We start from the raw sequence: 22,370 nt of genomic DNA on the forward strand, positions 1-22,370 counted from the left end.
CTCAGCGCGGCGGCGGACCGACGGACTCGCGCAGGACGAGCGCGGGCCGCTCCTTGGAGAGCCGGCCCGCGACGTCCGGGTCGTCGACCTCCTCCTTGAGCAGGCCGAGCGCCCGCACGCCGAGGCCGTGGAAGTCCTGGTGCGCGGTGGTGAGCGAGGGGGTCCAGAGCTCGGAGAGCGGGTGGTCGTCGAACCCGGCGACGCTCACGTCGTCCGGCACCCTCTTGCCCGCGTCCGTGAGCCCGCGGACGACGCCCATGGCCACCTCGTCGTTGCCGCAGAACACCGCGGTGACGCTGGGGTCGGCGGCGAGCCGCACGCCGATCGGCCGCCCGCTCGCGGGCTCCCACGACGCGTCCAGGACGTCGGGCACCGGCCGCCCCGCCCGCTTGAGCGCCTTGCGCCAGCCGGTGGTCCGGCCGTCCTCGCGCCGCGACGGCGGCACCCGCACGTGGTGGACCGTCTCGTGGCCGAGGGAGAGCAGGTGGTCGGTGAGCTCCTCGGCGGCGCGGGTCTCGTCGAGCAGCGCCTGGGAGACCCGGGTGTCCCGGGTGCCCGACACGGCGACGACGGGCACGCGACCCAGCAGCCGCTCGAGGACGGCGACGCCGGGCGGGTCGAACTTGAGGACGACGACGCCGACGACCGGCTGGGAGAGCACCTGGGCCACGACCTGGTCGACGTGGCGGTCCTCCGCGGACTCCACGACCGAGATGATCGCGCTCAGGCCCTCGCGCCGGCAGGACTCCTCGACGCCGCGCAGCGTCTCGGCGTAGCCGTACTGCGAGGTGCTGCCGGCCACGACCGCGACGCCGTCGGGCCGGGCGGAGGCCAGGGCGCGGGCGGCGAAGCTCGGCCGGAAGTTGAGCTCGCGCACGGCGTCCTCGACCCGCTCGCGCTTGCCCTGGCTCACGTTGATGTGGCCGTTGAGCACGCGGGAGACGGTGGGGACCGAGACGTTGGCGAGCCTGGCCACGTCCGCCATGGTCGGCGTGCGGGTGGGGGACGTCGGTCTGATGCTCATGGCCGGCCCCGTCCCTGGTCGCTCACTTCACCGCTCCGCCGGTGACTCCGGAGATGATACGGCGCTGAGCGACGGCGAAGACGATGAGCAGGGGCAGGCTCATGACGAGGATGTAGCTGAAGATCAGCTCCCAGTTCTGCAGGTAAAGCCCCGAGCTGGCAACCTGGTAGAGGTTGAGCGGCAGCGTGTCGAGCCGGCCACCGATGACGAACAGCGCGTAGAAGACGTCGTTCCAGATGTAGAGACAGATGAGGATCGTCGCCGTCGCGAGGACGGGCCGCAGCAGCGGGAAGACGATCTGGAAGAAGACGCGCACCGGCGAGGCGCCGTCGACGCGGGCGGCCTCCTCGAGCTCGACCGGGATGGTCCGGACGAAGCCGGTCACGAAGAAGATGACCGTCGAGAGGTACATGCCGCAGTAGACGCCGACCATGCCGACGGGCGTGCCGGCGAGGCCGAGCTGGCGCAGCAGCAGGACGATGGTGACGACCGCGGGCGGCAGCACGATGCCGCTGATCGCGATCGCGTAGACCGCCGCCAGGAGCCGCGACGTGCGACGGGCCAGGACCCACGAGGCCATCGAGCCGAGCACGAGGACGATGGCCACGGACGGGACCATCACGAGCAGGCTGCCGAAGAACGCCTTGAGCATCCGGCCGTCCTCGACGACGGTGGAGACGTTGTGCAGGAGCTGCCAGTGGCTCGGCGGGCTGAGGTCGGGGTCGAGCGCCTCGGCGTGCGGCTTGGACGCCGTGGCGATGATCAGCCAGAACGGGACGCCCAGCAGCACCACGACCGAGGTGACGGCGGCGATCGGCTGGACGAGGCCGCGGGGCGAGCGCCGGGGGGCCGGCGGACGCGGGGCTGCGGTGACGGGGAGGACGGGCGCGGCGCTCACAGGACGCGCTCCCTTCTGCGGAGGCCCGCGATGACGGGGAAGGCCAGGAGCGCCACGACCAGGAAGAGCGTGAGGCTCATGGCGGTCGCCTGGGCGAACAGGCCCTGGCCGAAGGTGCGGAAGATGAAGATGTTGAGCAGCTCGGTCGTGCCGCCGGGGCCGCCCTCGGTGGTGGCCTGGACGACGTCGAAGCCGTTCATGGAGCCGAGCAGCGCGGTGGCCACGTTGAAGGTGACCGCGGGGGCGAGCAGCGGGAGCTTGACCTGCCGGAAGAGCTGCCAGCCGGACGCCCCGTCCAGCCGCGCCGCCTCCAGGACGTCGTCGCTGATGGTCTTGAGGCCCGCCAGGTAGATGAGCATCGAGAGGCCCATCCACTTCCAGGCGTGCACGAGCGCGACGACGACGATCGTCCAGCGGGTGGAGCCGAGCCAGGCCACGTCGACCTGGCCGGGCAGCAGGAAGCTGAGCATCGCGTTGAGGCCGCCGTCCGGCTCCAGCAGCGCCTGGAAGACGTAGCCGACGGCGAGCGCCGACATGATGACCGGCACGAAGAAGGCCACGCGCGCCATCCGGTTCACCCGGGTGTCCCGCTCGAGCAGCAGGGCCAGGAGCAGGCCGAAGAGGTTCTGGAAGATCGCCACGAGGATCGCGTAGACGACCGTGATCCGCAGGTCGGCCAGCAGCGTGCCGCTGGAGGCCAGGTCGCGGAAGTTCTCCAGGCCGACGAAGCCGATCTCCGACTTGAAGCTGGACCAGTCGGTGAAGGCGTAGACGAAGTTGAAGACCGTCGGCGCGATGAAGAAGACGGCCAGGATGGCCAGGGCGGGGAGCAGGAACCAGAGCGGGTGGTCCGAGCTCGACCGGCGGCCGGGCCGCGCGCCGGCGCGGCTCGGGGCGAGCTCCTCCTGCGGAGCCCGGTGCGGCTCGAGCATCGTTGTCATGTGCTGCCTCCGGCGGGTCGCCCCGAGGGGCGACCCGCCTCGTCGAAAGTGTGTGACGGGAGTCGTGGACGTCCGGTGGGTCAGAACCCGGAGACGCCCTGGGCCTTCGCGAGCTGGGCGAACTGCTGCTGCGTCGCCTCGGTGACCTGCTCGGGCGTCTTGGTGCCCTGGATCATGTCCGCGAGGTTGATGTAGAGGTCGGGGTTCGCCACGGCCAGAGCCTGCATCGAGCCGGCGGCGCCGTCCAGGGAGGCGCTCACGTCGAGCAGCGCCTGGGGCACGTCGGAGGGGCTGGGGACGTCGGTCTGCAGCGAGACGGTCGACTGCGCGGCCACGAAGTCGGCGTAGCCGTCACCCAGCCAGTACTCGAGCAGCTGACGGGCGGCCGCCTCCTGGTCCTCGTCCCCGGTGTTGAAGGCGACCAGGGCGTTGCTCTGGTCGGGGATGTAGGTGCCGACGTTGCCGTCCTTGGAGATCGGGAAGAAGCCGATCTTCTGGTTCAGCTCGTCGGTGTCGGCGAGCTGCTGGAGCTGGCCGAAGAACGAGTTGACCTGCATGACCATCGCGGCGTCGCCGTTCAGCAGGGCCTTGCCCTGGTCCTCGAACGTCGCGGTCTTGATGTCGTCGTTGAACAGGCCCTCGTCGATGAGGTCCTCGTACTCGTCGACGGCGCCCTGGATGGTGTCGTCGGTGAAGGACTCCTCGTTCGCGTTGACGCGGTCCCACAGCCCGTCCTGCGCCGCCTCGGCGAGCTGGACCTGGACCCACCACTGGGTCGCCCAGCGGTCGGCGCCCATCTCGTAGAACGGGGTCACCCCGTCACCCTTGAGCTGCTCGGCGAGCGCCACGAAGGAGTCCCAGTCGGTCGGCAGGTCGGTGATGCCGGCCTTCTCGAAGACCTCCTTGTTGTAGTAGACGCCCTCGACGGCCGGGGTGGTGATGAGGGCCGCGTAGCGCGTCCCGTCCAGGAGGCCGGTCATGTCGGCGAGGCCGCCGCTGTAGGCGTCCACGAAGGGCGCGCCGTCGAGCGGCAGGAGGTTCTGCTTGGCGTTGAGGGCCGTCAGCTGCGAGGCCGTCGGCTGCCAGAAGGCCAGGTCGGGCATGTCGCCGGTGGCCACCTTGGTCTGGACGCCCTGCTCGTAGGGGTCCGGGATGGTCTCGACGTCCACCTCGGCGCCGGTGAGGTCCTCGAACCCGGCCACGACGGAGTCGGGGATCGTGTTGGAGTTCTGCGCCGCCCAGATGGTGAGGGTGGTGCCGGTCAGGTCGGTGTCCTGGGCCGGCCAGTCGACGGACCCCCCGGAGGTGGTCGTGCTGCTGCCCGGGTCCGAGCAGGCAGCCGCCAGCAGCAGCGTGGCGGCCGCCGCGACGCCCAGGACGCTACGCGTCATTCGCTTGTTCACTTGGTTCCTCCAGGGTTCTCGTCGACCACGACGTCGTGGACGGACGGGGATGTGTCGCTCCCGAGGCCGGCGGCCCGGGACATGATGCGGAAGGTCCGCGCCGAGACCGGGACGTCGGGGGCGACGAGCACCAGCGTGCCGCTCCCGGGGTCCCAGGTGGCGTCCCACGCGGCGAGGCCGACGGGGAACGAGGTCTGCAGGTCGAGCTCGTGGCCGACCAGGTGGGGCAGGTGGAGCGTCTGCTCGCGCGGCCCGCCCCGGCGCCACACGTGGAGCGTCGTCCCGTCCGGGCCGACGTGGGCGAGCGAGACCCAGGGGTCGCGCCAGCCGGGGAGTCCGGTGGGCCAGACGGGGCGCGAGTGCCCGAGCTCCTTGCGCAGGCGCTTGGCCAGGTCGACGGCCTCGCCGACCAGGGCCATCTCGTCGGCGCTCATCCGGTTCAGGAACCCGGACAGGTAGAAGCGTCCTGCCAGGCCCGTGACCAGGCAGAAGGCCGCCAGCTCGGGGTCCATGCCCGGCTGCGGGTAGGCCCAGCTGGCCGCCTGCTCCGGCGCCATCGCCAGCGGAGCCGTGACCGCGATCGGCGGGTACAGCAGGGGCTCCTGCTGGTCGGAGGTGGACTGCAGCGCGACCCGCGCGAGCATCGCCGGGTCCATCCGCATCGCGCCCGAGCCGCAGTTCTCCAGCACCAGGAACGGGTGCCGCTCCAGGACGCCGTCCAGCCACCGCAGGTGGGCCCGGTTGTGCTCCAGCAGGGCGTCGCCGGTGCTGTCCGCGCCGCGGTCGGGCCCGGTGCCGGGGTCGATGTTGTAGTCCAGCTTGAAGTAGCCGACCCCGAACTCCTCGACGAGCCGGTCGACGACCGCGTCGAGGTGCCGCACGGCGGCCGGGTGGCGCAGGTCCAGGTGGTAGCGGTCGTGCTCGACGACCCGCTGGCCGTGGAGGGTGAAGAAGGCGTCGTCGGGCAGCCGCTCGGCCACCGGGCTGCGCACCCCGACCACCTCGGGCTCCAGCCACAGCCCCGGGACCATGCCCCGGTCGCGGATCCGGTCGGTGACCTCGCGCAGGCCGCCGGGGAACCGGGTGCGGGACGGGGCCCACTCGCCCACGCTGTCCCACCAGTCACCGGTCTCGTCGTACCAGCCGGCGTCGATGCAGAAGACCTCCGCACCGGCCTCGGCCGCGGCGTCCACGAGCGGCAGGAGCTTCTCCGTGGTGGGGTCGCCGTCGAGGGTGTTCATGTAGTCGTTGAAGACCAGGGCGGGCGTGGCGTTGTCCGGGTGCGGGCGGCGGGACGCGCGCCGCTGCTGCGTCAGGGCGGCGACCGCCTCGTCCAGGTCGGCACCCAGGGCGAGGGACACGGGGACGGCCCCGAACCAGCCGCCGGGTCGCAGGACGTGGGTCCAGGCCGCGTCCCGGTCGGTCGGCCCGCCGAGGGCCAGCCAGCACCCGGCGGTGTCCTGGCCGACGTCCCAGCGCCAGGCGCCGTTGTGCTCGACCTGCCAGGCCCAGGCGAGCCCCGCCTGCTGCGAGGACAGGTAGGCGAACGGCAGTGCGGCTCCGGTGGACCAGGTGCCGGTCGAGCGCTGCGAGTGCCCGGTCCGGGGGTCGTGGCCCGTCAGGTGCTCCTCGAGGCCGGGGAGAAGGTCGTCCAGCGACCGCTGCTCCCAGCGCCCCTCCCCCAGCCAGTCGTTGCGCCCCTGGAGGAGCTGCCAGTCGGCGGTGACCCCGCCCGGCTCCGCCGCGGGGCCGATCGCCGTGGCGAACGAGGCGACCTGCCGCAGGACCACCGGGCGCGGGCCGACGTTGACCACCCGGGTGCTCGCGCGGAAGGCGGCGGCGGTGGGGTGGAGCTCGAGCGTGGTGAGCACCTCCAGCTGGTGCTGGGCGTCGGCCTGACGGACGAGCACCCGACCCGCCGCGGCCTGCGCCGGCGCAGCCGCCTGCTCCGACCCGGGGGCCGGCTCGACGGCCACGACCCGCAGCCGCCGACCGACCGCGGTGCCGACCAGGCGGTCGGCCGCCGGGACGTGCCCGCTGCCGGCGGTGAGCACCTGGCCGAGACCGACCGGGTGCGAGAGCTCGACCCGGCGCCCGTCCAGCACGACGGCGGCCAGGGCCGCCGGGGTGTCGGCGTCGAACGCCAGCTCCAGCCGCAGCCGGGCGTTGCCGATCTCGACGGTCTCCATTGATCGCTCCTGACTCGGACCCCCTCCCGGGGGCCATGTGGTGGCAGTCACATAAAGATAGCGCTTTCACGCCATTCTGCAAGCGCTATCAGAAAGCACTTTCAGAGGGTGCCCGGTGGGCTGGACCGGCCGTGCGCCTCCCGCGCACGGCCGGCCCGTCGACCGGCCTCTCAGCCGGCGGAATTGCCCCGGACCACGGTGGTCACCGGCGCGCCGGCCACCAGGCGCGAGAGCGCCACGGTGTCGAGGTCCGGCCCGTAGGCCGAGGCGTTGCCCAGCACGAGGGCGCCCGTGGCCGTGGTCAGGTCCAGGGGCACCGAGACGTCCCAGAAGCTCGACCACGAGTAGTTGTGCCGGAACGGGACGCGGGTCGTGCCGCCACCGTCCTCCGCGACGTCCAGGAAGCGCGAGACCACCTGCGGGTTGTAGTTGATCCCGCTGCTGCGCTCGGCGTTGGCGTAGCCCATCGTCAGCACGTAGGCGCCCTTGCCGAGGCCGGCGGGACGCTCCAGGGTGGCGGTGTTGCCGCTGCCGTTGCCGAGGTCCCCCACGTAGGAGACGACGCCGGAGGCGTCGGCCGAGCCGTTGGAGCCGCTCGACGCGGCGAGGGTGCGCACGCCGGCCGTGCCCGCCAGGTCGAGGTCCTCCGCCTGGCCGGACCAGCGCAGCGAGGCGTCGGAGTCGGAGGCACGCTGGTCGGCGCCCCGCACCGTCTCCACGTCGTCCAGGAGGACGCCGCGGTCGGAGGAGACCGCCACCTCCTGGACGCCCTCCCCCAGGTAGACCCGGACGCGGGTCGTCCACGAGCCGGCGCCCTTCGGCGTCAGGTCCGCCACCGTGCGGCCGTTGACGGTGACGTGCAGGTCGGTGGCCCGCGACGTCCGGTAGTGCACGAGGAGGTCGTGGTAACCGGTGTCGGCGTTGGAGGTGAAGAACGTGGCCGTGCCACCGCCCGAGAGCGCGGCGAAGCCGGCCGTGCTCGCCGAGGCGTAGGAGAGGGTGGCCCCGTCGGTGAGCCGCGCGTCGGTGGACGGGTAGGTGGTGCGCTCGCCGCCGGTCTCGTCGTAGAGGTCGAACCGGTCGAGGGTGATGTCGGCGCCGGGCAGGACGCTGCTGCCGTTGCGGCTGGCCCGCAGCGAGAGCGTGTGCTCCCCCGCGGTCAGGTCCAGCGCCACGTCCGTCGTGCCGCGGTAGGTCCAGCCCAGGTCCGCCGCGTAGTGGACGGTCGCCGCGTACGCGCCGTCGACGAAGAGCGCGTGCTCGCCGGGGGCCTGGTTGGCGCCGGCGAGGACGCTGAGCCGGTAGCGCCCGGTGCTCGGGACGTCCACGTCCCAGGTGGCGCTCGAGGCGGCGTTGTTGAACGAGCCGACGTCCTTGCCGCCCGAGGCGGGCAGCGTCCAGGCGTCGTGGGAGTCGTGGCTGTAGACGGTCGCGCCGGCGATCGTGGCGTCCTCGGCCTCGGTGCTGTCGACGAGCGAGGTGGAGACGGGCGCGGGGTCGGCCAGGGTCGGCGTGAGGATGACCTGGTAGGCCGTGGTCTCGTCGTCGTTGGGGATGGTCAGCGAGAGGGCGCCGCCGGAGACGGCCACGTCCTTGGACATCACCACGGCGGGGGCCGGGCTGTCCCCCTCCTTGCCGTTGAGCGTCACGGCCCGCACCTGGACGTGGACGGTGCTGCCGAGCCCGGCCGCGTCCGTGCCGGTGAGCTCGAGCGGGATGTCGGTGGTGGAACCGCCCACCAGGACGGTCGCCTTCTCGTCGTCCTCGTCGACGGTGGCGATGGCCTGGAGGCTGCGCAACCTGTTGAGCACCGGCGGGGTCACCTGGACGGTCTGGCCGCCGGCGAGGTCGCCGTACCACTTCATCAGCCACCAGCCGCCGTTCGCGCCGTTGACCCGGGAGGAGTTGTCGTCGAGGTTGCCGGCGTAGTTCCAGTAGGCGGTCTGGGCGTCGACCTTCTCGTCCTCGAAGACGGACATCCACTGCAGGAGGAAGCCGGGCACGCCCATGTCGTCGGGCAGGCCGTACTCGGTGACGTTGACCGGGATCTCCGGGGCGCCGAGGTCGGCCAGGATGCTGCGGTAGGTGGCCATGTGGTCGCGGAACTGGTCGAGCGACCAGTCCTGCAGCACGTGGAAGATGAAGACGTCGGGCAGCTCGTCGTGGGCCGCCGCGTAGGTGAGGAAGTCGCGGGTGCGGTCCTCGTGCCACACCGAGTCACCCGGCCCGCCGAGCCGCGCGTGGCCCAACCCGTGCTCGGCGTAGACCTCCTGGATCACCTCGTCGACCGCCGTCCAGTCGGCCATGAACTGGTCCTTCATCGAGGACCAGTCCTGGTACCACTGGCCGTCGGGCTCGTTGAAGGGGATGAACACGTAGGCGGACGGGTCGGCGGACTGGGTCGCGACCTTCTCGGCCACCTTCCGCACCACCGCCAGGTAGTCCCACTCACCGTCCCCGTCGGCGTCGCCCGGTCGGACGCCGCCGTTGTACGGCCAGTCCGGGTAGTCGTCCTGGATGTAGACGTACATGTCCTCGCCGGCGCCGGCGAAGAAGGAGTCCTCGACGTCGAGCGCGTCGCCGTTGGGGTGCTGCTGACCGCCCGGCGCCTTCTGCGAGACGTTGGTCAGGCGGGCGCCGTCGACCAGGGCCTGCGACGGGACCCCGTCGTCGCCCAGCGCGTAGAGGCCTCCGCTGGCCCCGCCGCGGAAGTCGCCGGTGACGGTGCCGAGGTCGACCTGGACCGCCGCGTCGTCGGCGGCCGCCGGGGAGACCAGGGACGTGGAGGTCAGGCCGGTGGTCGCCAGCCCCGTGGTGGCCAGCGCCAGGCCGAGGCAGGCGCCCGTCGCCAGGCGGGGCCGGGCGAGGCGGGTGCTGCGGCTGCTGCGGCTGCTCCGGCTGCTCCGTGCGTCGGGCTGACCGGTGGGCGTGGTGGACGCGCCGGGCGCGGCCTGCGGTGACGGGTGGTTCATGGCACTCCTTCGACCGGTGCGGCAGCGCGTGCCGGACCGGTGGACTTGTTGACGCCGGGGCGCCCGTCGCCTCGGCCAGATCGCGACGTCCCGCGGCGCCCTCACGCCCGGGTGTGTCGTCGGTCACAGGAAGATAGCGCTATCAGAAAGCGCTATCAACCGTGCGGGCGAAGTTCCCCCGGCTGTGCCCGCGGGCGTGCTGGTGGGCGGTGTGTGAGCAACCGAATCGGTCGGCTCGCCCGTTGCCTACACACCGCCGCTCGGGGTAGCCGCGACCAGCGGTGCCCCAGCAACCGAACTGGTCGGCCCACCGGTTGCCCACACACCGCCCCTCAGGGCAGCACCCACCAGCGGTGCGTCAGCAACCGGATCGGTCGGCACACCGGTTGCTCACACACCGCTCCTCGGCGCCCCGGCGACCGGCGGTGCCCCAGCAACCGAATCGGTCGCACCCACCGGTTGCTCACACACCGCCACCCAGGGCAGCCACCACCAGCGGTGCCCCAGCAACCGAACTGGTCGGCCCACCGGTTGCCCACACACCGCCACTCAGAGCAGCCACCACAGCCACACGCGGAGCAGGGAGGCTCAGGCGCCGGGGTGCCAGGCGGCGTGCTCGTCGAGCTTGAGGAAGAAGTCCTCGAACATCAGTCGCAGGTCGAGCGAGGTCCACACCCGGATGTCACGGCCGCCCGGAGCGTCCTCGTACTCGCCCTTCTCGTCCAGCCGCGGCGCCGGCACCACGACGTAGGAGGACGAGGACGGGTCGGGCTCGAAGCGGCTCTGGAGGGCGCTGAGCAGGACGAGCGGCTGGTCGCCCATGCAGTAGGTCTCGGCGTGGCCGAAGCCGTGCTGGGCCAGCAGCCGCGAGAGACCCGTGATGGAGTCGGCGAGGTAGCGGCCGAGCTCCCCCTTCGGCGCGACCCGGCGGCGCAGCTCCACGTTCGAGACCAGGCACTGCCGGTAGGCGTCGCGGGGCACCTGCCACAGCGGCAGGTCGGAGTCGTTGAAGAGGACCCGGGCGGCGGTGACGTCGATCTTGAGGTTGTACTCGGAGACCCCGACGCCCTCGGGCGCGGCCGGGGCGAAGGAGTGCTCGGGGCCGCCGATCCAGATGACGGTGAGTCGCTCGGCGATCCGCGGCTCGACCAGCCACGCCGAGACGATGTCGGTGAGGCCGCCGCCGGCGCAGTAGTAGAGCGGGCGCTCGTCGTCCCGCATGGCCTCGGCCACGATGCGGTCGACCGCCTCGCACGGCTGCGGGGTGGACGCGTCCACGAGACCGTCCTCCGAGCCGAGCCAGATCAGCGACTCGCCGTCGAAGCCGGCGACCCCGAACAGCTCGCGGAGCTTGTCCGCGGCGTGGGTGGCGGTGTCCGGGCCGGGGTCGAAGCCGTCGCCGGGCGCCAGGTGGGAGGCGACGATCCCGCGCAGGTCCACGCCCGGCGAGAGCAGGTGGTGCACCACCTGGAAGAGGTCGTCGGGGTCGCCCGCGAAGTCGTTGTCGACGATGACCCGGACGGTCGGCGCCGGTCGGTCACCCTCGTCGTCCAGCCACGGGAACGTCCCTGCCGCCCAGCCCGTCATGCGCCGCCGCCACCTCTCGTCCGCACGGGGCCCGTGCCCCACGTCACGTCCCAGCCTTCCACGCCGCCCCGCAACGCCGTCGAACGACCCCCGACGCCTGTCGGTCAGGGCTGCTCAGCCCTGTTCTCGCGGACGTCACAAGGCCGAAACAGCCGCCGACACCGTCCTTTGGCAGGCTGCTCCCGCGGTGCCGTCCAGGTAGCCGGCGGGACCTCCCCGTCTCTGCGGCGCCACGAGGGATTCCCCATGAGCACCACCACCCCCGCGCCGAGCACGGCGCAGCCGGCTCAGGACCACGACCAGCACCAGGACCAGCACCAGGACGGCGTCCAGCACCCGCCCCGGCCGGACCACCTCAAGCTCAGCGACCACCCCCTGTTCCGGCGGTTCTGGTACGCCGTCGCCTTCACCGCGGACGTCGAGGGCGCACCGGTCCGACGGCGCGTGCTGGGCACCGACGTGGTCGTCTGGCGCGCGGAGGAGGGCCGGCCGGTGAGCGCCGCGCTCGACCGCTGCGCCCACCGCGACGCCCCGCTCTCCAAGGGCTGGGTCGAGAACTGTCACCTCGTCTGCCCGTACCACGGCTGGGAGTGGGACCGCGACGGCCACACCCAGCGCATCCCCCAGTTCCCGGCCTCCCCGCACCCGACGAAGAGCGGCCTCACGATGGTCCGGTCGGCGGAGAAGTACGGGATGGCCTGGGTCTGCCTGGCCACGGACGCCGAGGGCGGGCCGGCCCACGACCTCCCCGTCGTCCCCGAGCTCGACGACCCGACGCACGACGGCCTGACGTGGCGCGCGGTCCCCGAGACCACGTGGTCGTTCGACTGCTCGGCGATGCACCTGACGGAGAACAACCTCGACCCCGGGCACGTGGCGTTCGTGCACGCCGGCTCGTTCGGCAACAAGGACGAGCCGGAGCTCACCGACACGGTGGTCGACCGGACACCGGACGGGATGGTCGCCCGCGGCGAGGTCCCGGTCGCGGCCCGCCCCGGCGAGGAGGGGGCGACCGTGCGGATCAGCACCTCGACCCTCGTCCTGCCGTTCTTCCTGCACCTGGAGATCCGCTACCCCGACGGCCTGCGGCACGTGATGATCAAGGCGATCACGCCGGAGGACGACGAGCGCTCCTACCTGCTCCAGACGGTGCTGCGCACCGACACCGAGGCGGATCGCCCCGCCGCGGAGATCCTCGCGTTCGACGAGATCGTCGAGGACGAGGACCGCGACCTGCTGGAGAGCCTGCCGAAGGAGTACCCGCTCGCGCCGCACCTCAACGCGCACGCCCACGCGGACCGGAACTCCCTGGCCCTGCGCCGGCTGTGGAGCGACCTGGTGACGGGTCGGTTCACGGTGCCCGCCGCCACCGACGACCCGGCCGGCGAGGCGTGATCCCGGGGCAGCCGCCGGGGCCGGCCCTGCTGGTCCACGGCGGCACGCTGCTGCCCTGCTCCCCCGACCTGCCGTCGGCGGTGCGCGGGTGGTTCACCGTCGGCGCGGACGGTCGGATCGACCGGCTCGAGGCGGGCGACCCGCCGCCCGGCCTCCGGGCGCGGGAGCGCCTGGACGCCACGGGCATGCTCGTCGCGCCCGGGTTCGTCTCCTCCCACAGCCACCTGTTCACCTCGGCCGGGCGCGGGCTGGCGCACGACGCCTCGCTGTACCGGTGGATCGACGAGAGCGTCCGGCACGTGCGCGCCGCCGACGCCGAGGACCTCTACTGGTTCGCGCGGCACGGTGCGCAGGACGTCCTGCTCGCCGGCGTCACCACCGCCTACGACCACTGCTTCTCCGGCCTCGGCTTCCGCCGCACCGGGGACGGCGAGGCCGCCTACGTCGAGGAGCTGCCGGACCCCGCGCTGCACCTCGCGCAGCTGCGGGGCAAGCTGGACGCCGGCCTTCGACACGTCCAGTCGACGATGCTGGGCCAGACGCCGGACCCCGAGGACACGCTCACCCACCTCGGCGAGCAGCTGGAGCTCACCCGGGCCGCCGCGGCCGGCAGCGACCTGCACCTCGGCTCCTCGGTGAGCGGCTCGGTGCAGTGGGCGGCCGGCCCCGCCACGGCCGAGCTCGAGGCCGAGGCCATGCGCCGCTACGGGCTCAGCAACCAGCCGCACCTGCTGGAGACGCCGCACGCGATCGAGGAGCAGCGGGTCAAGTGGTCCTGGTACCGCGACGCCGGGGTGCTGTCCGGGGACCTCGCCGCGCGCCTCGTCCTGGGTCACTTCATCCACGCGGACGACGCGATGGTGGCCGAGGCCGGGGAGGCCGGCGCGGCCGTGAGCTGGCAGCCGATGAGCAACGGTCGGCTGGCCTCGGGGGTGACCCGCATCCCGGAGCTGCGGGCGGCCGGCGTCCGGCTGGGCATGGGCGTGGACGACCAGTCCTGCACCGACGTCGTCGACCCGTTCTCCAACCTGCGCACCGGCCTCGCGCTGGTGCGCGCCACCTACCGCGACCCGGCGGCGCTCGGTGTCGAGGAGGCGCTCCTGCTGCACACCCGCGGGGCCGCCGACGCGATCGGGGTGGCGGACGACGTGGGCAGCCTGACCCCCGGCCGGTTCGCCGACTTCCTGCTCGTCGACCCGCGCCACCCCGACACCGGGCCGGTGTGGGACCCGGTCGCCACCTACGTCCTCGCCTGCAGCCTGCGCAACCTGGCCGGCGTGTGGGTCGGCGGGCGGCAGGTCGCCTCCGGCACGTTCCTCCTGGCCGAGGACGCCGCCGAGGCGAGCCGCGAGGTGCACTCGCGGATGGCCCGCCTCGCCGCTCGGGTGGACGGGCACGTCCCGTTCGACGTGCCGCTGACCCGGCGGTCCCGGCAGCCGGAGGGGGCGGCCCGATGACCGCGCGCGACCCCTTCGTCCTCGCCGCGTTCCAGTACCTCGGTCCCAACGGCACCGTGGGCGCCGGCTGGTACGAGGAGGAGGACCGCTCGGCCGACTTCCTCACGCTCGGCCACTGGACCTCCCTGGCCCGACGGCTGGACGAGGCGGGTTTCGACTTCCTCTTCCTCGCCGACAGCCACGGCTGGCCTGCAGTCGACGGCCAGCCCCACCCCGCGGCGGTGCGCGAGGGCCGCGGGGTGCCGCAAGCCGACCCGGTGACGGTCATCTCGGCCCTGGCCGCCGTCACCGAGCGACTCGGGTTCGTCGTGACGTCCTCGACGACGGTGGAGCGACCGGCGGCCCTGGCGCGCCGCTTGGCCACCCTCGACCACTTCTGCTCGGGCCGGCTGGGCTGGAACATCGTCACCGGCTCCAACGGGGCCTCGGCCGCGGCACTGATGGGCGAGGACCTGATCAGCCACGACCTGCGCTACGACATGGCCGAGGACTACCTCGAGCTCTGCCTCGGGCTGTGGGAGGGCACCTGGCGCACCGACGCCTACCGGCGCGACCCGTCCACCCGGACCTGGGCCGACCCGGACGGTGTCCGGGCGCTCACGCACGAGGGTCCCTACTTCCGCTCCCACGGCATCCTCAACCTCCCGCCCTCGCCACAGCGGACACCGCTGCTGGTCCAGGCGGGCTCGTCGGGGCGTGGCCTGGCCTACGCCGGGCGGAACGCCGAGGCGGTCTTCGTGGCCGGGGGCGACCCCCTCGTCGTGGCCCGTCGGGTCGCCGCCATCCGACGGGCGGCGGCGGACGCGGGTCGCGACCCGCGCTCGGTCAAGGTGCTGGCCGGCGTCATGCTGCTGGCCGCCGAGACGTCCGCGGAGGCGCACGCGCGGCACACCCGGATGCTGGAGCGCTCGACGCTCCAGGGTGCCGCGGCGGTCTTCGCGGGCAACACCGGCGTGGACCTGCTCCAGTTCCCCCTCGACCGGCCGCTGCCGCCCGACCTCACCACCGACCAGGGCCTGAGCAACCTCCAGCGCTACCTGGGGACGCCCGAGCAACCCGGCCCCACCGTCGCGCAGATCCTCGAGGACTTCCGCACGACCGGCCTCAACGGCACAGTCATCGCGGGTGACCCGGAGGAGGTCGTCGACGGCGCGGTGGCGTTCGCGGACGCCACCGACGTGGACGGCTTCCTGCTGCAACCGGACCTGGTGCCCGGCACCTTCGAGGCGGTCGCCGACCTGGTCGTACCGGTGCTCCGCGAGCGGGGGCTGGCACGGGAGGCGCCGACGGGCGCGACCCTGCGCGAGCACCTGTTCGGCGAGGGTCACCGGTGGCTGGCAGGCGACCACCACGGGTCGGGGCGCAGGTGGGTGGCCCCGGCGGAGGTGTGACCGAGGGCGCCCGCCGGTGTCGGTGCGGGGGCGTCGGCGGGGGATCTACCCGTGCCGGTCGGGGAGGTCGGCCCGGACGTGCTCGGCGTGGTGGACGGCCTGGTCGATGAGCGCGGAGACGTGGTCGTCGAAGAGGGAGTAGACGACGTGCCGCCCCTCGCGGCGGCTCTCCACCAGGCCGCGGGTGCGCAGCAGCCGCAGCTGCTGGCTCACGGCCGGCTGCTCCATGCCGACCTCGGTCACGAGCTCGCCGACCGTGCGGGGGCCCTGCTGGAGCGTCGCGAGGATGAGCAGGCGGCTCGGGGTGCCGAGCGCCTGGAGCGTGGAGGCGACCGACCTGGCCGTCTCCGCGTCCAGCTTGAGGCGGCTCGGGACGCCGTCCGCTCCGTGACCCATGGGACCAGCCTACGCAGGGACATATGCACAGACGTGCATGTCATACTCCGAGGCGGCCGGCGCCCCACCCCGGCCGCGGCCCTGCCCGACCCGCACGGCCTCCCGCCCCGCACAGCCCCACCCCGAGGAGCCCCATGACCTCGCCCGCCGGCACCTCGACGCCGACGACCGCTCCCCCGCACCCCGCCCCCGTCCGCCCCCGTGAGGCGCGGCCGGCCCCGCCGTCCCTGCTCGGGACGGCCCGGGCCGTGCCGGAGGCCCGCTGGGCCGCGCTCGCCCTCGCCCTCTTCGTGCTGGGCGGGCTGGCCCAGCTCGCCGGGGCACCGACGTGGCTGCACTGGGCGCTCTACCTGGCCTGCTACGTCGCCGGCGGGTGGGAGCCCACGCTGGCCGGCCTCGGCGCGCTGCGGGAGAGGACGCTCGACGTCGACGTCCTGATGATCGTCGCGGCGATCGCGGCCGCGGCGATCGGCCAGGTGCTCGACGGCGCGCTGCTCATCGTCATCTTCGCCACCTCCGGCGCGCTCGAGGCGATCGCCACCCAGCGCACCGGCGACTCCGTCCGCTCCCTGCTCACCCTCGCCCCCGAGCACGCCACGCGGCTTCTCCCGGACGGCCTGGGTGGCCCCGGCGCCGCCACCGAGGAGCGCGTGCCCGCGGCCGACCTGGCCCCCGGCGACCTCATCCTCGTGCGCCCGGGCGACCGGCTCGGCGCCGACGGCACCGTCCTCGACGGCGCCTCCGACGTCGACCAGGCCACCATCACCGGCGAGCCACTGCCCGTCGCCAAGCACCCGGGCGACCAGGTCTTCGCCGGCACCCTCAACGGCACCGGCACCCTCACCGTGCGGGTCGACGCCGCCGCGTCCGAGTCGGTCGTGGCCCGGATCGTGGCGCTCGTCGAGGAGGCCTCCACCACCAAGGCCCGCACCCAGCTCTTCATCGAGCGGGTGGAGCAGCGCTACGCGTTCCTCGTCGTGGCTGCCACCCTCGCGCTCGTCGCCGTGCCGCTCGCGCTCGGCTCCGACTTCCAGTCGACGCTCCTGCGTGCGATGACCTTCATGATCGTCGCCTCCCCCTGCGCGGTCGTGCTGGCGACCATGCCCCCGCTGCTCGCGGCGATGGCCAACGCCGGTCGCCACGGCGTCCTGCTGAAGTCCGCCGTGGCGCTCGAGCAGCTCGCGGCGACCGACCTCGTGGCCCTCGACAAGACCGGCACCCTCACCCTCGGGCAACCGCACGTGGTCGAGGTCGTCGCGCTGGAGGGGCACGACCCCCGGGACGTGCTCGCCCACGCGGCGGCCGCCGAGCGCGGCAGCGAGCACCCCGTGGGGCGCGCCGTGGTCGCGCACGCCGAGGAGGCCGGGGAGGTGCACGACTTCGCCGTCAGCGGGTTCTCCGCCACCCCCGGGCGTGGGGTCCGGGCGGACGTCTCGGGCACCCGCGTCGTGGTGGGCTCGCCGCTGCTGCTGGAGCCGGACGGCGCCGGGCAGGCGGACGACGAGCGGACCCGCGCCGCCAGGCTCGCGACGGCGCGCCTGGAGGCGGCCGGCCACACGGCCGTGGTGGTCGTGCTGGACGGCGTGCCGGCCGGCGTCCTGGCGCTGGCGGACCGTGCGCGACCCGAGGCCGCCGCGGCGGTCGCCCGGCTGGAGGCCCTGACCGGGCGTCCGCCGCTGCTGCTGACCGGCGACAACGAGGCCGCGGCCCGTGCGCTGGGGGCGAGCGTCGGCATCCGCGAGGTGCACGCGGGGCTGCTGCCGGAGGAGAAGGCCGCCGCCGTCGCGGGCCTGAGGGACGCCGGCCGCCGCGTGGCCGTGGTCGGCGACGGCATCAACGACGCCCCGGCCCTGGCCACCGCCCACACCGGCGTCGCGATGGGACGCACCGGCTCCGACCTGGCCCTGGAGAGCGCCGACGTCGTGCTCGTGCGCGACGACCTCGACGCCCTCCCCCGCACGCTCGCGCTCGGACGCCGGGCCGAGCGGGTCGTGCGGGCCAACCTGGCCTTCGCCGCGGTCGTGATCGCCGGCCTGGTCACCTGGGACCTCGTCGGCACCCTGCCGCTCCCCCTCGGCGTCGCCGGCCACGAGGGCTCGACGATCGTGGTGGCGCTCAACGGCCTGCGGCTGCTGCGGGCGCGGGTCTGGGACGAGGCGGGCTGACAGGACGAGGACGGCCCCGCCCGCCGGCCACCCGTGCGGGCGCCGACGGACGGGGCCGCCGATCAGGCGAGCAGGCGGATCGGGGAGGCCATCTCCCCGTCGTCCATGACGAAGCCGGCAGCGGACGAGAGCTCCCAGCCGAGCAGCTTCTGGACGTCCTCGGGCAGGCCGCGCACGATCTCGTGGTCCAGCGAGAGGTACATGTTCTCCTCCTGGCGCAGCCAGCCCAGGTCGAAGCCGATCGTGAGGCCGGTGCGCGAGGAGTCGCTCTCGTTCATGCCGCCCCCGTGGTAGACGCCACCGAGCCAGAGCAGCGCCGAGCCCTTGGCCATGACGGTGGGGATCGCCTCCTCCGGGAGCGGGCGCCGCTCGTCGTCCCACCGGTGGCTCCCCGGCACCACCATCGTGCCACCGTTCTCCTCCGTGAACTCGGTGATGGCGAGCATGACCTGCATCCGGGCGTGCTGCTCGTAGCCCTCCGGGTGCGGGTAGTCCCACAGCCCGTCGTCACGGTGGAGGACCTGCAGGCCCTGCCCCGGGTGGATGTCGATCACCTGGGTGACGCCGATCCGGTAGCTGGGTACCTGGCCCTGGCCGCGCAGCTCCTTCTTCCGCAGCGACGGGCCCTGGATGAAGTGCTGGGCCGCCGCGTGCCACTGGGGCTGGCGCACCACGGGGATCACGTGCTTGGTGTGGTTGAAGACCGCGCCGAAGCGCCGGGTGCGGCCGCCGGAGAAGTCGTCCTTCCCCCAGTCGGTCTCGTCGAGGTGGGCCCGGAGGTCGGCCTCCAGCCCCTCGATCGTGGCCTCGTCCACGAAGTCGCGGATGATGACGCCGCCGTCACGCTCGATGACGGCGATCACCTCCTCGAACGGCGCGTCCGGGCCTAGGGTCACGAGCTCGGGCATGCATGCCCCTCTCTCAGGTCGGCTCCGAGGAGCACAGGGTGGGGAACGGGTCAGCCTGCGACGTCGAGGGCTGAGGACCCGGCCGCGGAGGCCCCGCGGTCGGGGTGGGTCGACAGGGCGAGCACGGCGGCCCGCACGAGCGCGAGGGCGTCGCGGGTCCGGGGAGCGAGACCACCGGGCTCCCCCGACGGGATCTCCCCCGACGCCAGGAGGAGGACGCAGGACGCCGGGTCGGCCAGGAACGGCTCGGCCGCCGACGCGACGGCCTCGACCGCCTCGGGCGGGAGGCCCTCGACCGCACGCCCACCGGGGCCGGAGCCCAGGGAGACCACGAGGTCGAGACCCCCGAGGGCGGAGACCGCGTCCCGCACGACCTGGTCCGCCTGCGCCGGTCGGGTCGCGTTGCCGGGCACCCCGACGAGGCCGCGCCGCCGGGAGCCGTCCAGGCAGACCCGCACCGCCGCAGGGGTGGGCGCGTTGACGGCGACGGCGGCGCCCGCGTCGAGCAGGGCCCGCGTCACGGCCCGGCACCAGGGGTCAGCGCTGGCGACGACCAGTACGCGGGGAGCCTGCGGGGCGCGCGGGTTCGCGGACGGGCCGGCGGGTTCAGCAGCGAGTCGAGGAACCACGACCACTCCTCTCAAGAATGTGAGACTCATTCATATTTGACGCAGATTCCGAGATCGGGCAAGCCCTCTAGACCTGCAGATTTCCCACATCGAACGGCGCGCAGGCGCAGGGTGGCGAGTTCTTACGAGCGCGTCATCTGAACGAAACGTGAACAAGTTTCAGTTCTCGGCGACGGAAGAACGGGCCCCACACCAGGGCCTGAGGTCCCCGACACCCGGATCTCAGAGCCCCCCGTGAGGCCGCCCACCGCGCCATCGCCGCCGCGGACCTGCCCCCGCCCGTCGACGCGGGTGGCCGTTCACCTTCTCGGACGCACCAGCCGACCCGCCCCTCTCCAGGAGGACGTACCGATGAACCCCCGCGCGGCGCTCAGGAGCGCCGGAGCCCTCTCCGTGACCGGCCTGATGCTGCTGCTCGCCGCCTGCAGCGGCAGCAGCTCCTCAGACGAGGGCACGGACGCCTCCGCGCTCACCCAGGCCAACACCTTCGGCACCGTCAGCAGCTCGCTGGACGTCCTGAAGTGGAACTTCCCGGCCGAGCCCAACACCCTCGACCCGACCACCACCGGCGGCTACGCCGGCACCACGATCGTCGCCTCCACGTGCGACTCGCTGACGTACCAGACGGCCGACTTCGAGATCAAGCCGCACCTGGCCACGCCGACCCAGGTGTCGCCGACCAAGGTCACGCTGGACATCAACACCGACGCGACGTTCTGGGACGGCAAGCCGGTCACGCCGGCCGACGTCATCTACTCCCTGGAGAAGAGCGCGTCGCCGACCGCCTACTACAACTTCGCCTTCACCTACGTGAAGGACATGAAGCAGACCGGCGCGCACCAGGTCACCGTCACCTTCACCCAGCCCGACGAGCTGTTCGTCAAGGAGCTCTCCTCCAACGTCGGCACCGTCTGGGAGAAGGCCTACGCCGAGAAGGCGGGCGACAAGTACGGCACGGCCGAGGGCGGGATCATGTGCTCGGGCCCGCTCGAGCTGTCCGACTGGACGCCGGGCCAGTCGATCACCCTCACCAAGAACCCCGACTACTGGGACCCGACGTTCGAGGCCCAGTCCGACGAGATCGACATCAGCTTCGTCGCTGACTCCAGCGCTGTCACGCAGGGCCTGCTCTCCGGTGACCTGGACGGCGCCTCCAACCTGGCGGCCTCGACGATCGACTCGTTGTCCGACACCGACGCGGGCACGCTCGTCTCGGGCCAGACGATCACCCAGACCTACCTGGCCCTCACCAACCCCGGTGGCCGGACCGGCAGCACCGACCTGCGCAAGGCCATCTTCGGCTCGCTGGACCGCGACACCATCGCCTCGTCGATCTACCAGGGTGCCGCCGAGGGTGCCTACACCGCGATCCCCTCCGACTACTGGGAGTCCGACGCGACCGACATCTACGAGCCGGCCTACGAGTCCTACGAGGCCGACCGCAACCTGTCCACCGAGGACGCGAAGGCGCTCGTCGAGAAGAGCGGGTACGACGGGGAGACCCTCACCCTCGCCTACGCGGCGGGTGACGCGACCGTCCAGCTGATGGCGCAGTACCTCCAGCAGCAGATGGCCACCATCGGCGTCGACCTCAAGCTCAAGTCGCTCCAGACGGCGGCCTACAGCAACGTCCTGTACTCCAGCGAGGCGCGCAAGGACATCGACTTCGTCATCTTCGACAACTACGGCTACACGCTGGACCCGGTCGAGTCGCTCGCGTTCTTCTTCGGCACCGGCCAGGTCTTCAACTTCACCGACTGGGACGACGCGGCCGTGCAGAAGGGCATCGCGAAGCTGCGCACGACCTTCGACACCACGAAGCGGGTCACCGAGTTCGTGAAGCTCCAGGACGCCTGGGAGACCGAGCTGCCGCTCACCACCATCGTCGTCCCCCGGGCCCTGACCTTCGTGGGTGACGGGATCGGCGGGGTGACCACCTCGGCGGCCGCGAACCTCCAGCCCTCGCTCGCCCTCATCGGCGCCGAGTGAGCCCGGCGGCCGTGGGGCCGGGCCTCGCGCCCGGCCCCACGGCCGCCCCTCCGGGCCGGCACCCGCGGCTCCCGCCGCCCACCCGCCCGGACCAGCACCACCCACCCGTGCACCACCGAGAAAGCAGAGGAACCAGCATGTCCGAGACCGTCATGGACACCGCGACGGGTCTGCGCACGCTGCACCGCAGCGCGGGCGCCGACGCCATCTTCGCCGTCTACGAGGAGGACGGCGGCGTCATCATCGAGGACCTCGTGAGCGCCGAGGACCTGGCCGCGATGAACGCCGAGCTCGAGCCCTACCTCAAGGACCGTGCCCCCGGCGCCCAGGGCGGCGCCGAGGCCAACGAGGAGTTCGCCGCCTTCTACGGCGCCCAGACCAAGCGCATCACCCAGCTCGTGACCCGCAGCGCGACCTTCCGCGAGAAGGTCCTGTGCGACCCGCTCACCTGGGAGCTCGTCTGGAAGGTCTTCCCGGACCACGCCGAGGCCCCGCCGTGGATGTGCACGGCCCAGATCATCGAGATCGGCCCCGGCAACGCCGCCCAGATGCTGCACCGCGACACCGGCAACTACCCGGACTACCTGACGATGGGGAAGTCGGCGCCGGAGGTCATGTTCAACTTCCTCTTCGCCCTCACCGACTTCACCGAGGAGATCGGCGCCACGCGCGTCGTCCCGGGCAGCCACACCTGGGACGACTACTCCGTCCCCGGCGACCCGGCCGACTCCGTCGGCGCCGAGATGAAGGCCGGCAGCGCCCTGTTCTTCTCGGGCAAGGTCCTCCACGGCGGCGGGCAGAACAGCAGCACCGACCGGTGGCGCCGCGCCCTGGCCCTGCCGTTCAACGCCGCCCACCTCGTGCCCGAGGAGGCCGCGCCGTTCCTGATGGACCTGGAGCTGGTCAAGACCCTGCCCCCGCACGTCCAGGCAGCCCTGGGCTTCCGCTCCAAGGGCCGCGGCCTGTGGAGCGCGGACTGGTCCCCCCTCGAGGGCTACCTCGGGCTCTGAGCCCGACCGATCCCTC

Annotated in this window: 16 protein-coding genes; 6 read left to right on the plus strand and 10 right to left on the minus strand. The window is 73.0% G+C overall.

Annotated features, from left to right (window positions below):
- Position 1: 1 nt before the first annotated feature.
- The 7 genes from E8D37_RS18245 to E8D37_RS18275 all read right to left on the minus strand — a co-directional run bounded on the left by E8D37_RS18245 (position 2) and on the right by E8D37_RS18275 (position 11,014).
- The gene (locus E8D37_RS18245; RefSeq protein ID WP_136571262.1) at positions 2-1,024 is read right to left on the minus strand and encodes a LacI family DNA-binding transcriptional regulator; all 1,023 of its coding nucleotides are present in this window, start codon (positions 1,022-1,024) and stop codon (positions 2-4) included.
- 22 nt (positions 1,025-1,046) lie between these two features.
- Positions 1,047-1,922 (minus strand): carbohydrate ABC transporter permease, encoded by an 876-nt coding sequence (locus tag E8D37_RS18250; protein ID WP_136571263.1) that lies wholly within the window; start codon positions 1,920-1,922, stop codon positions 1,047-1,049.
- On the minus strand, positions 1,919-2,863 hold the full coding sequence (locus E8D37_RS18255) for a sugar ABC transporter permease (RefSeq protein WP_240770552.1): 945 nt from the start codon (positions 2,861-2,863) through the stop codon (positions 1,919-1,921). The genes E8D37_RS18250 and E8D37_RS18255 overlap by 4 nt, the downstream gene beginning before the upstream one ends.
- 80 nt (positions 2,864-2,943) lie before the next feature.
- Positions 2,944-4,254, minus strand: a complete 1,311-nt coding sequence (locus tag E8D37_RS18260) for an ABC transporter substrate-binding protein (protein ID WP_136571264.1) — start codon at positions 4,252-4,254, stop codon at positions 2,944-2,946.
- Between the two features lie 8 nt (positions 4,255-4,262).
- Positions 4,263-6,455 (minus strand): glycoside hydrolase family 36 protein, encoded by a 2,193-nt coding sequence (locus tag E8D37_RS18265; protein WP_136571265.1) that lies wholly within the window; start codon positions 6,453-6,455, stop codon positions 4,263-4,265.
- 170 nt (positions 6,456-6,625) lie between these two features.
- A complete protein-coding gene (locus E8D37_RS18270) occupies positions 6,626-9,427 on the minus strand; it encodes a CBM35 domain-containing protein (RefSeq protein WP_136571266.1) in 2,802 nt (933 codons plus the stop codon).
- Positions 9,428-10,015: 588 nt separating this feature from the next.
- Positions 10,016-11,014, minus strand: coding sequence for a nucleoside hydrolase (locus tag E8D37_RS18275; RefSeq protein WP_136571267.1), 999 nt, complete (start codon positions 11,012-11,014; stop codon positions 10,016-10,018).
- Positions 11,015-11,260: 246 nt separating this feature from the next.
- Here E8D37_RS18275 and E8D37_RS18280 point away from each other — a divergent pair, with 246 nt between their 5' ends.
- The 3 genes from E8D37_RS18280 to E8D37_RS18290 are packed head-to-tail and all read left to right on the plus strand — an operon-like array spanning position 11,261 to position 15,257.
- Entirely contained in the window at positions 11,261-12,409 is a 1,149-nt protein-coding gene (locus E8D37_RS18280; protein WP_136571268.1) for an aromatic ring-hydroxylating dioxygenase subunit alpha, read from the plus strand.
- Entirely contained in the window at positions 12,406-13,866 is a 1,461-nt protein-coding gene (locus E8D37_RS18285) for an amidohydrolase family protein (protein WP_206055855.1), read from the plus strand. Before E8D37_RS18280 ends, E8D37_RS18285 begins: the two co-directional genes overlap by 4 nt.
- Positions 13,863-15,257, plus strand: a complete 1,395-nt coding sequence (locus tag E8D37_RS18290) for an NtaA/DmoA family FMN-dependent monooxygenase (protein WP_136571269.1) — start codon at positions 13,863-13,865, stop codon at positions 15,255-15,257. Before E8D37_RS18285 ends, E8D37_RS18290 begins: the two co-directional genes overlap by 4 nt.
- Before the next feature lie 45 nt (positions 15,258-15,302).
- Here E8D37_RS18290 and E8D37_RS18295 read toward each other — a convergent pair whose 3' ends face one another.
- Positions 15,303-15,653, minus strand: coding sequence for a metalloregulator ArsR/SmtB family transcription factor (locus E8D37_RS18295; protein WP_136571270.1), 351 nt, complete (start codon positions 15,651-15,653; stop codon positions 15,303-15,305).
- 134 nt (positions 15,654-15,787) lie between these two features.
- Here E8D37_RS18295 and E8D37_RS18300 point away from each other — a divergent pair, with 134 nt between their 5' ends.
- Positions 15,788-17,818 (plus strand): heavy metal translocating P-type ATPase, encoded by a 2,031-nt coding sequence (locus E8D37_RS18300; RefSeq protein ID WP_136571271.1) that lies wholly within the window; start codon positions 15,788-15,790, stop codon positions 17,816-17,818.
- A gap of 62 nt (positions 17,819-17,880) precedes the next feature.
- On the opposite strand, the gene E8D37_RS18305 is transcribed toward E8D37_RS18300, so the two are convergent.
- Positions 17,881-18,726, minus strand: a complete 846-nt coding sequence (locus E8D37_RS18305; protein WP_136571272.1) for a phytanoyl-CoA dioxygenase family protein — start codon at positions 18,724-18,726, stop codon at positions 17,881-17,883.
- 50 nt (positions 18,727-18,776) lie between these two features.
- Positions 18,777-19,247, minus strand: a complete 471-nt coding sequence (locus tag E8D37_RS18310; protein WP_136571273.1) for a hypothetical protein — start codon at positions 19,245-19,247, stop codon at positions 18,777-18,779.
- Between the two features lie 459 nt (positions 19,248-19,706).
- On the opposite strand from E8D37_RS18310, the gene E8D37_RS18315 reads away from it, so the two are divergent.
- Together E8D37_RS18315 and E8D37_RS18320 are read left to right on the plus strand one after the other, a co-directional pair.
- Positions 19,707-21,344, plus strand: coding sequence for an ABC transporter substrate-binding protein (locus E8D37_RS18315; protein WP_136571274.1), 1,638 nt, complete (start codon positions 19,707-19,709; stop codon positions 21,342-21,344).
- A 137-nt stretch (positions 21,345-21,481) separates the two neighbouring features.
- The gene (locus E8D37_RS18320; protein ID WP_206055856.1) at positions 21,482-22,354 is read left to right on the plus strand and encodes a phytanoyl-CoA dioxygenase family protein; all 873 of its coding nucleotides are present in this window, start codon (positions 21,482-21,484) and stop codon (positions 22,352-22,354) included.
- Positions 22,355-22,370: the final 16 nt, after the last annotated feature.

Source organism: Nocardioides sp. GY 10127 (assembly GCF_004919085.1).
Lineage (GTDB): Bacteria > Actinomycetota > Actinomycetes > Propionibacteriales > Nocardioidaceae > Nocardioides.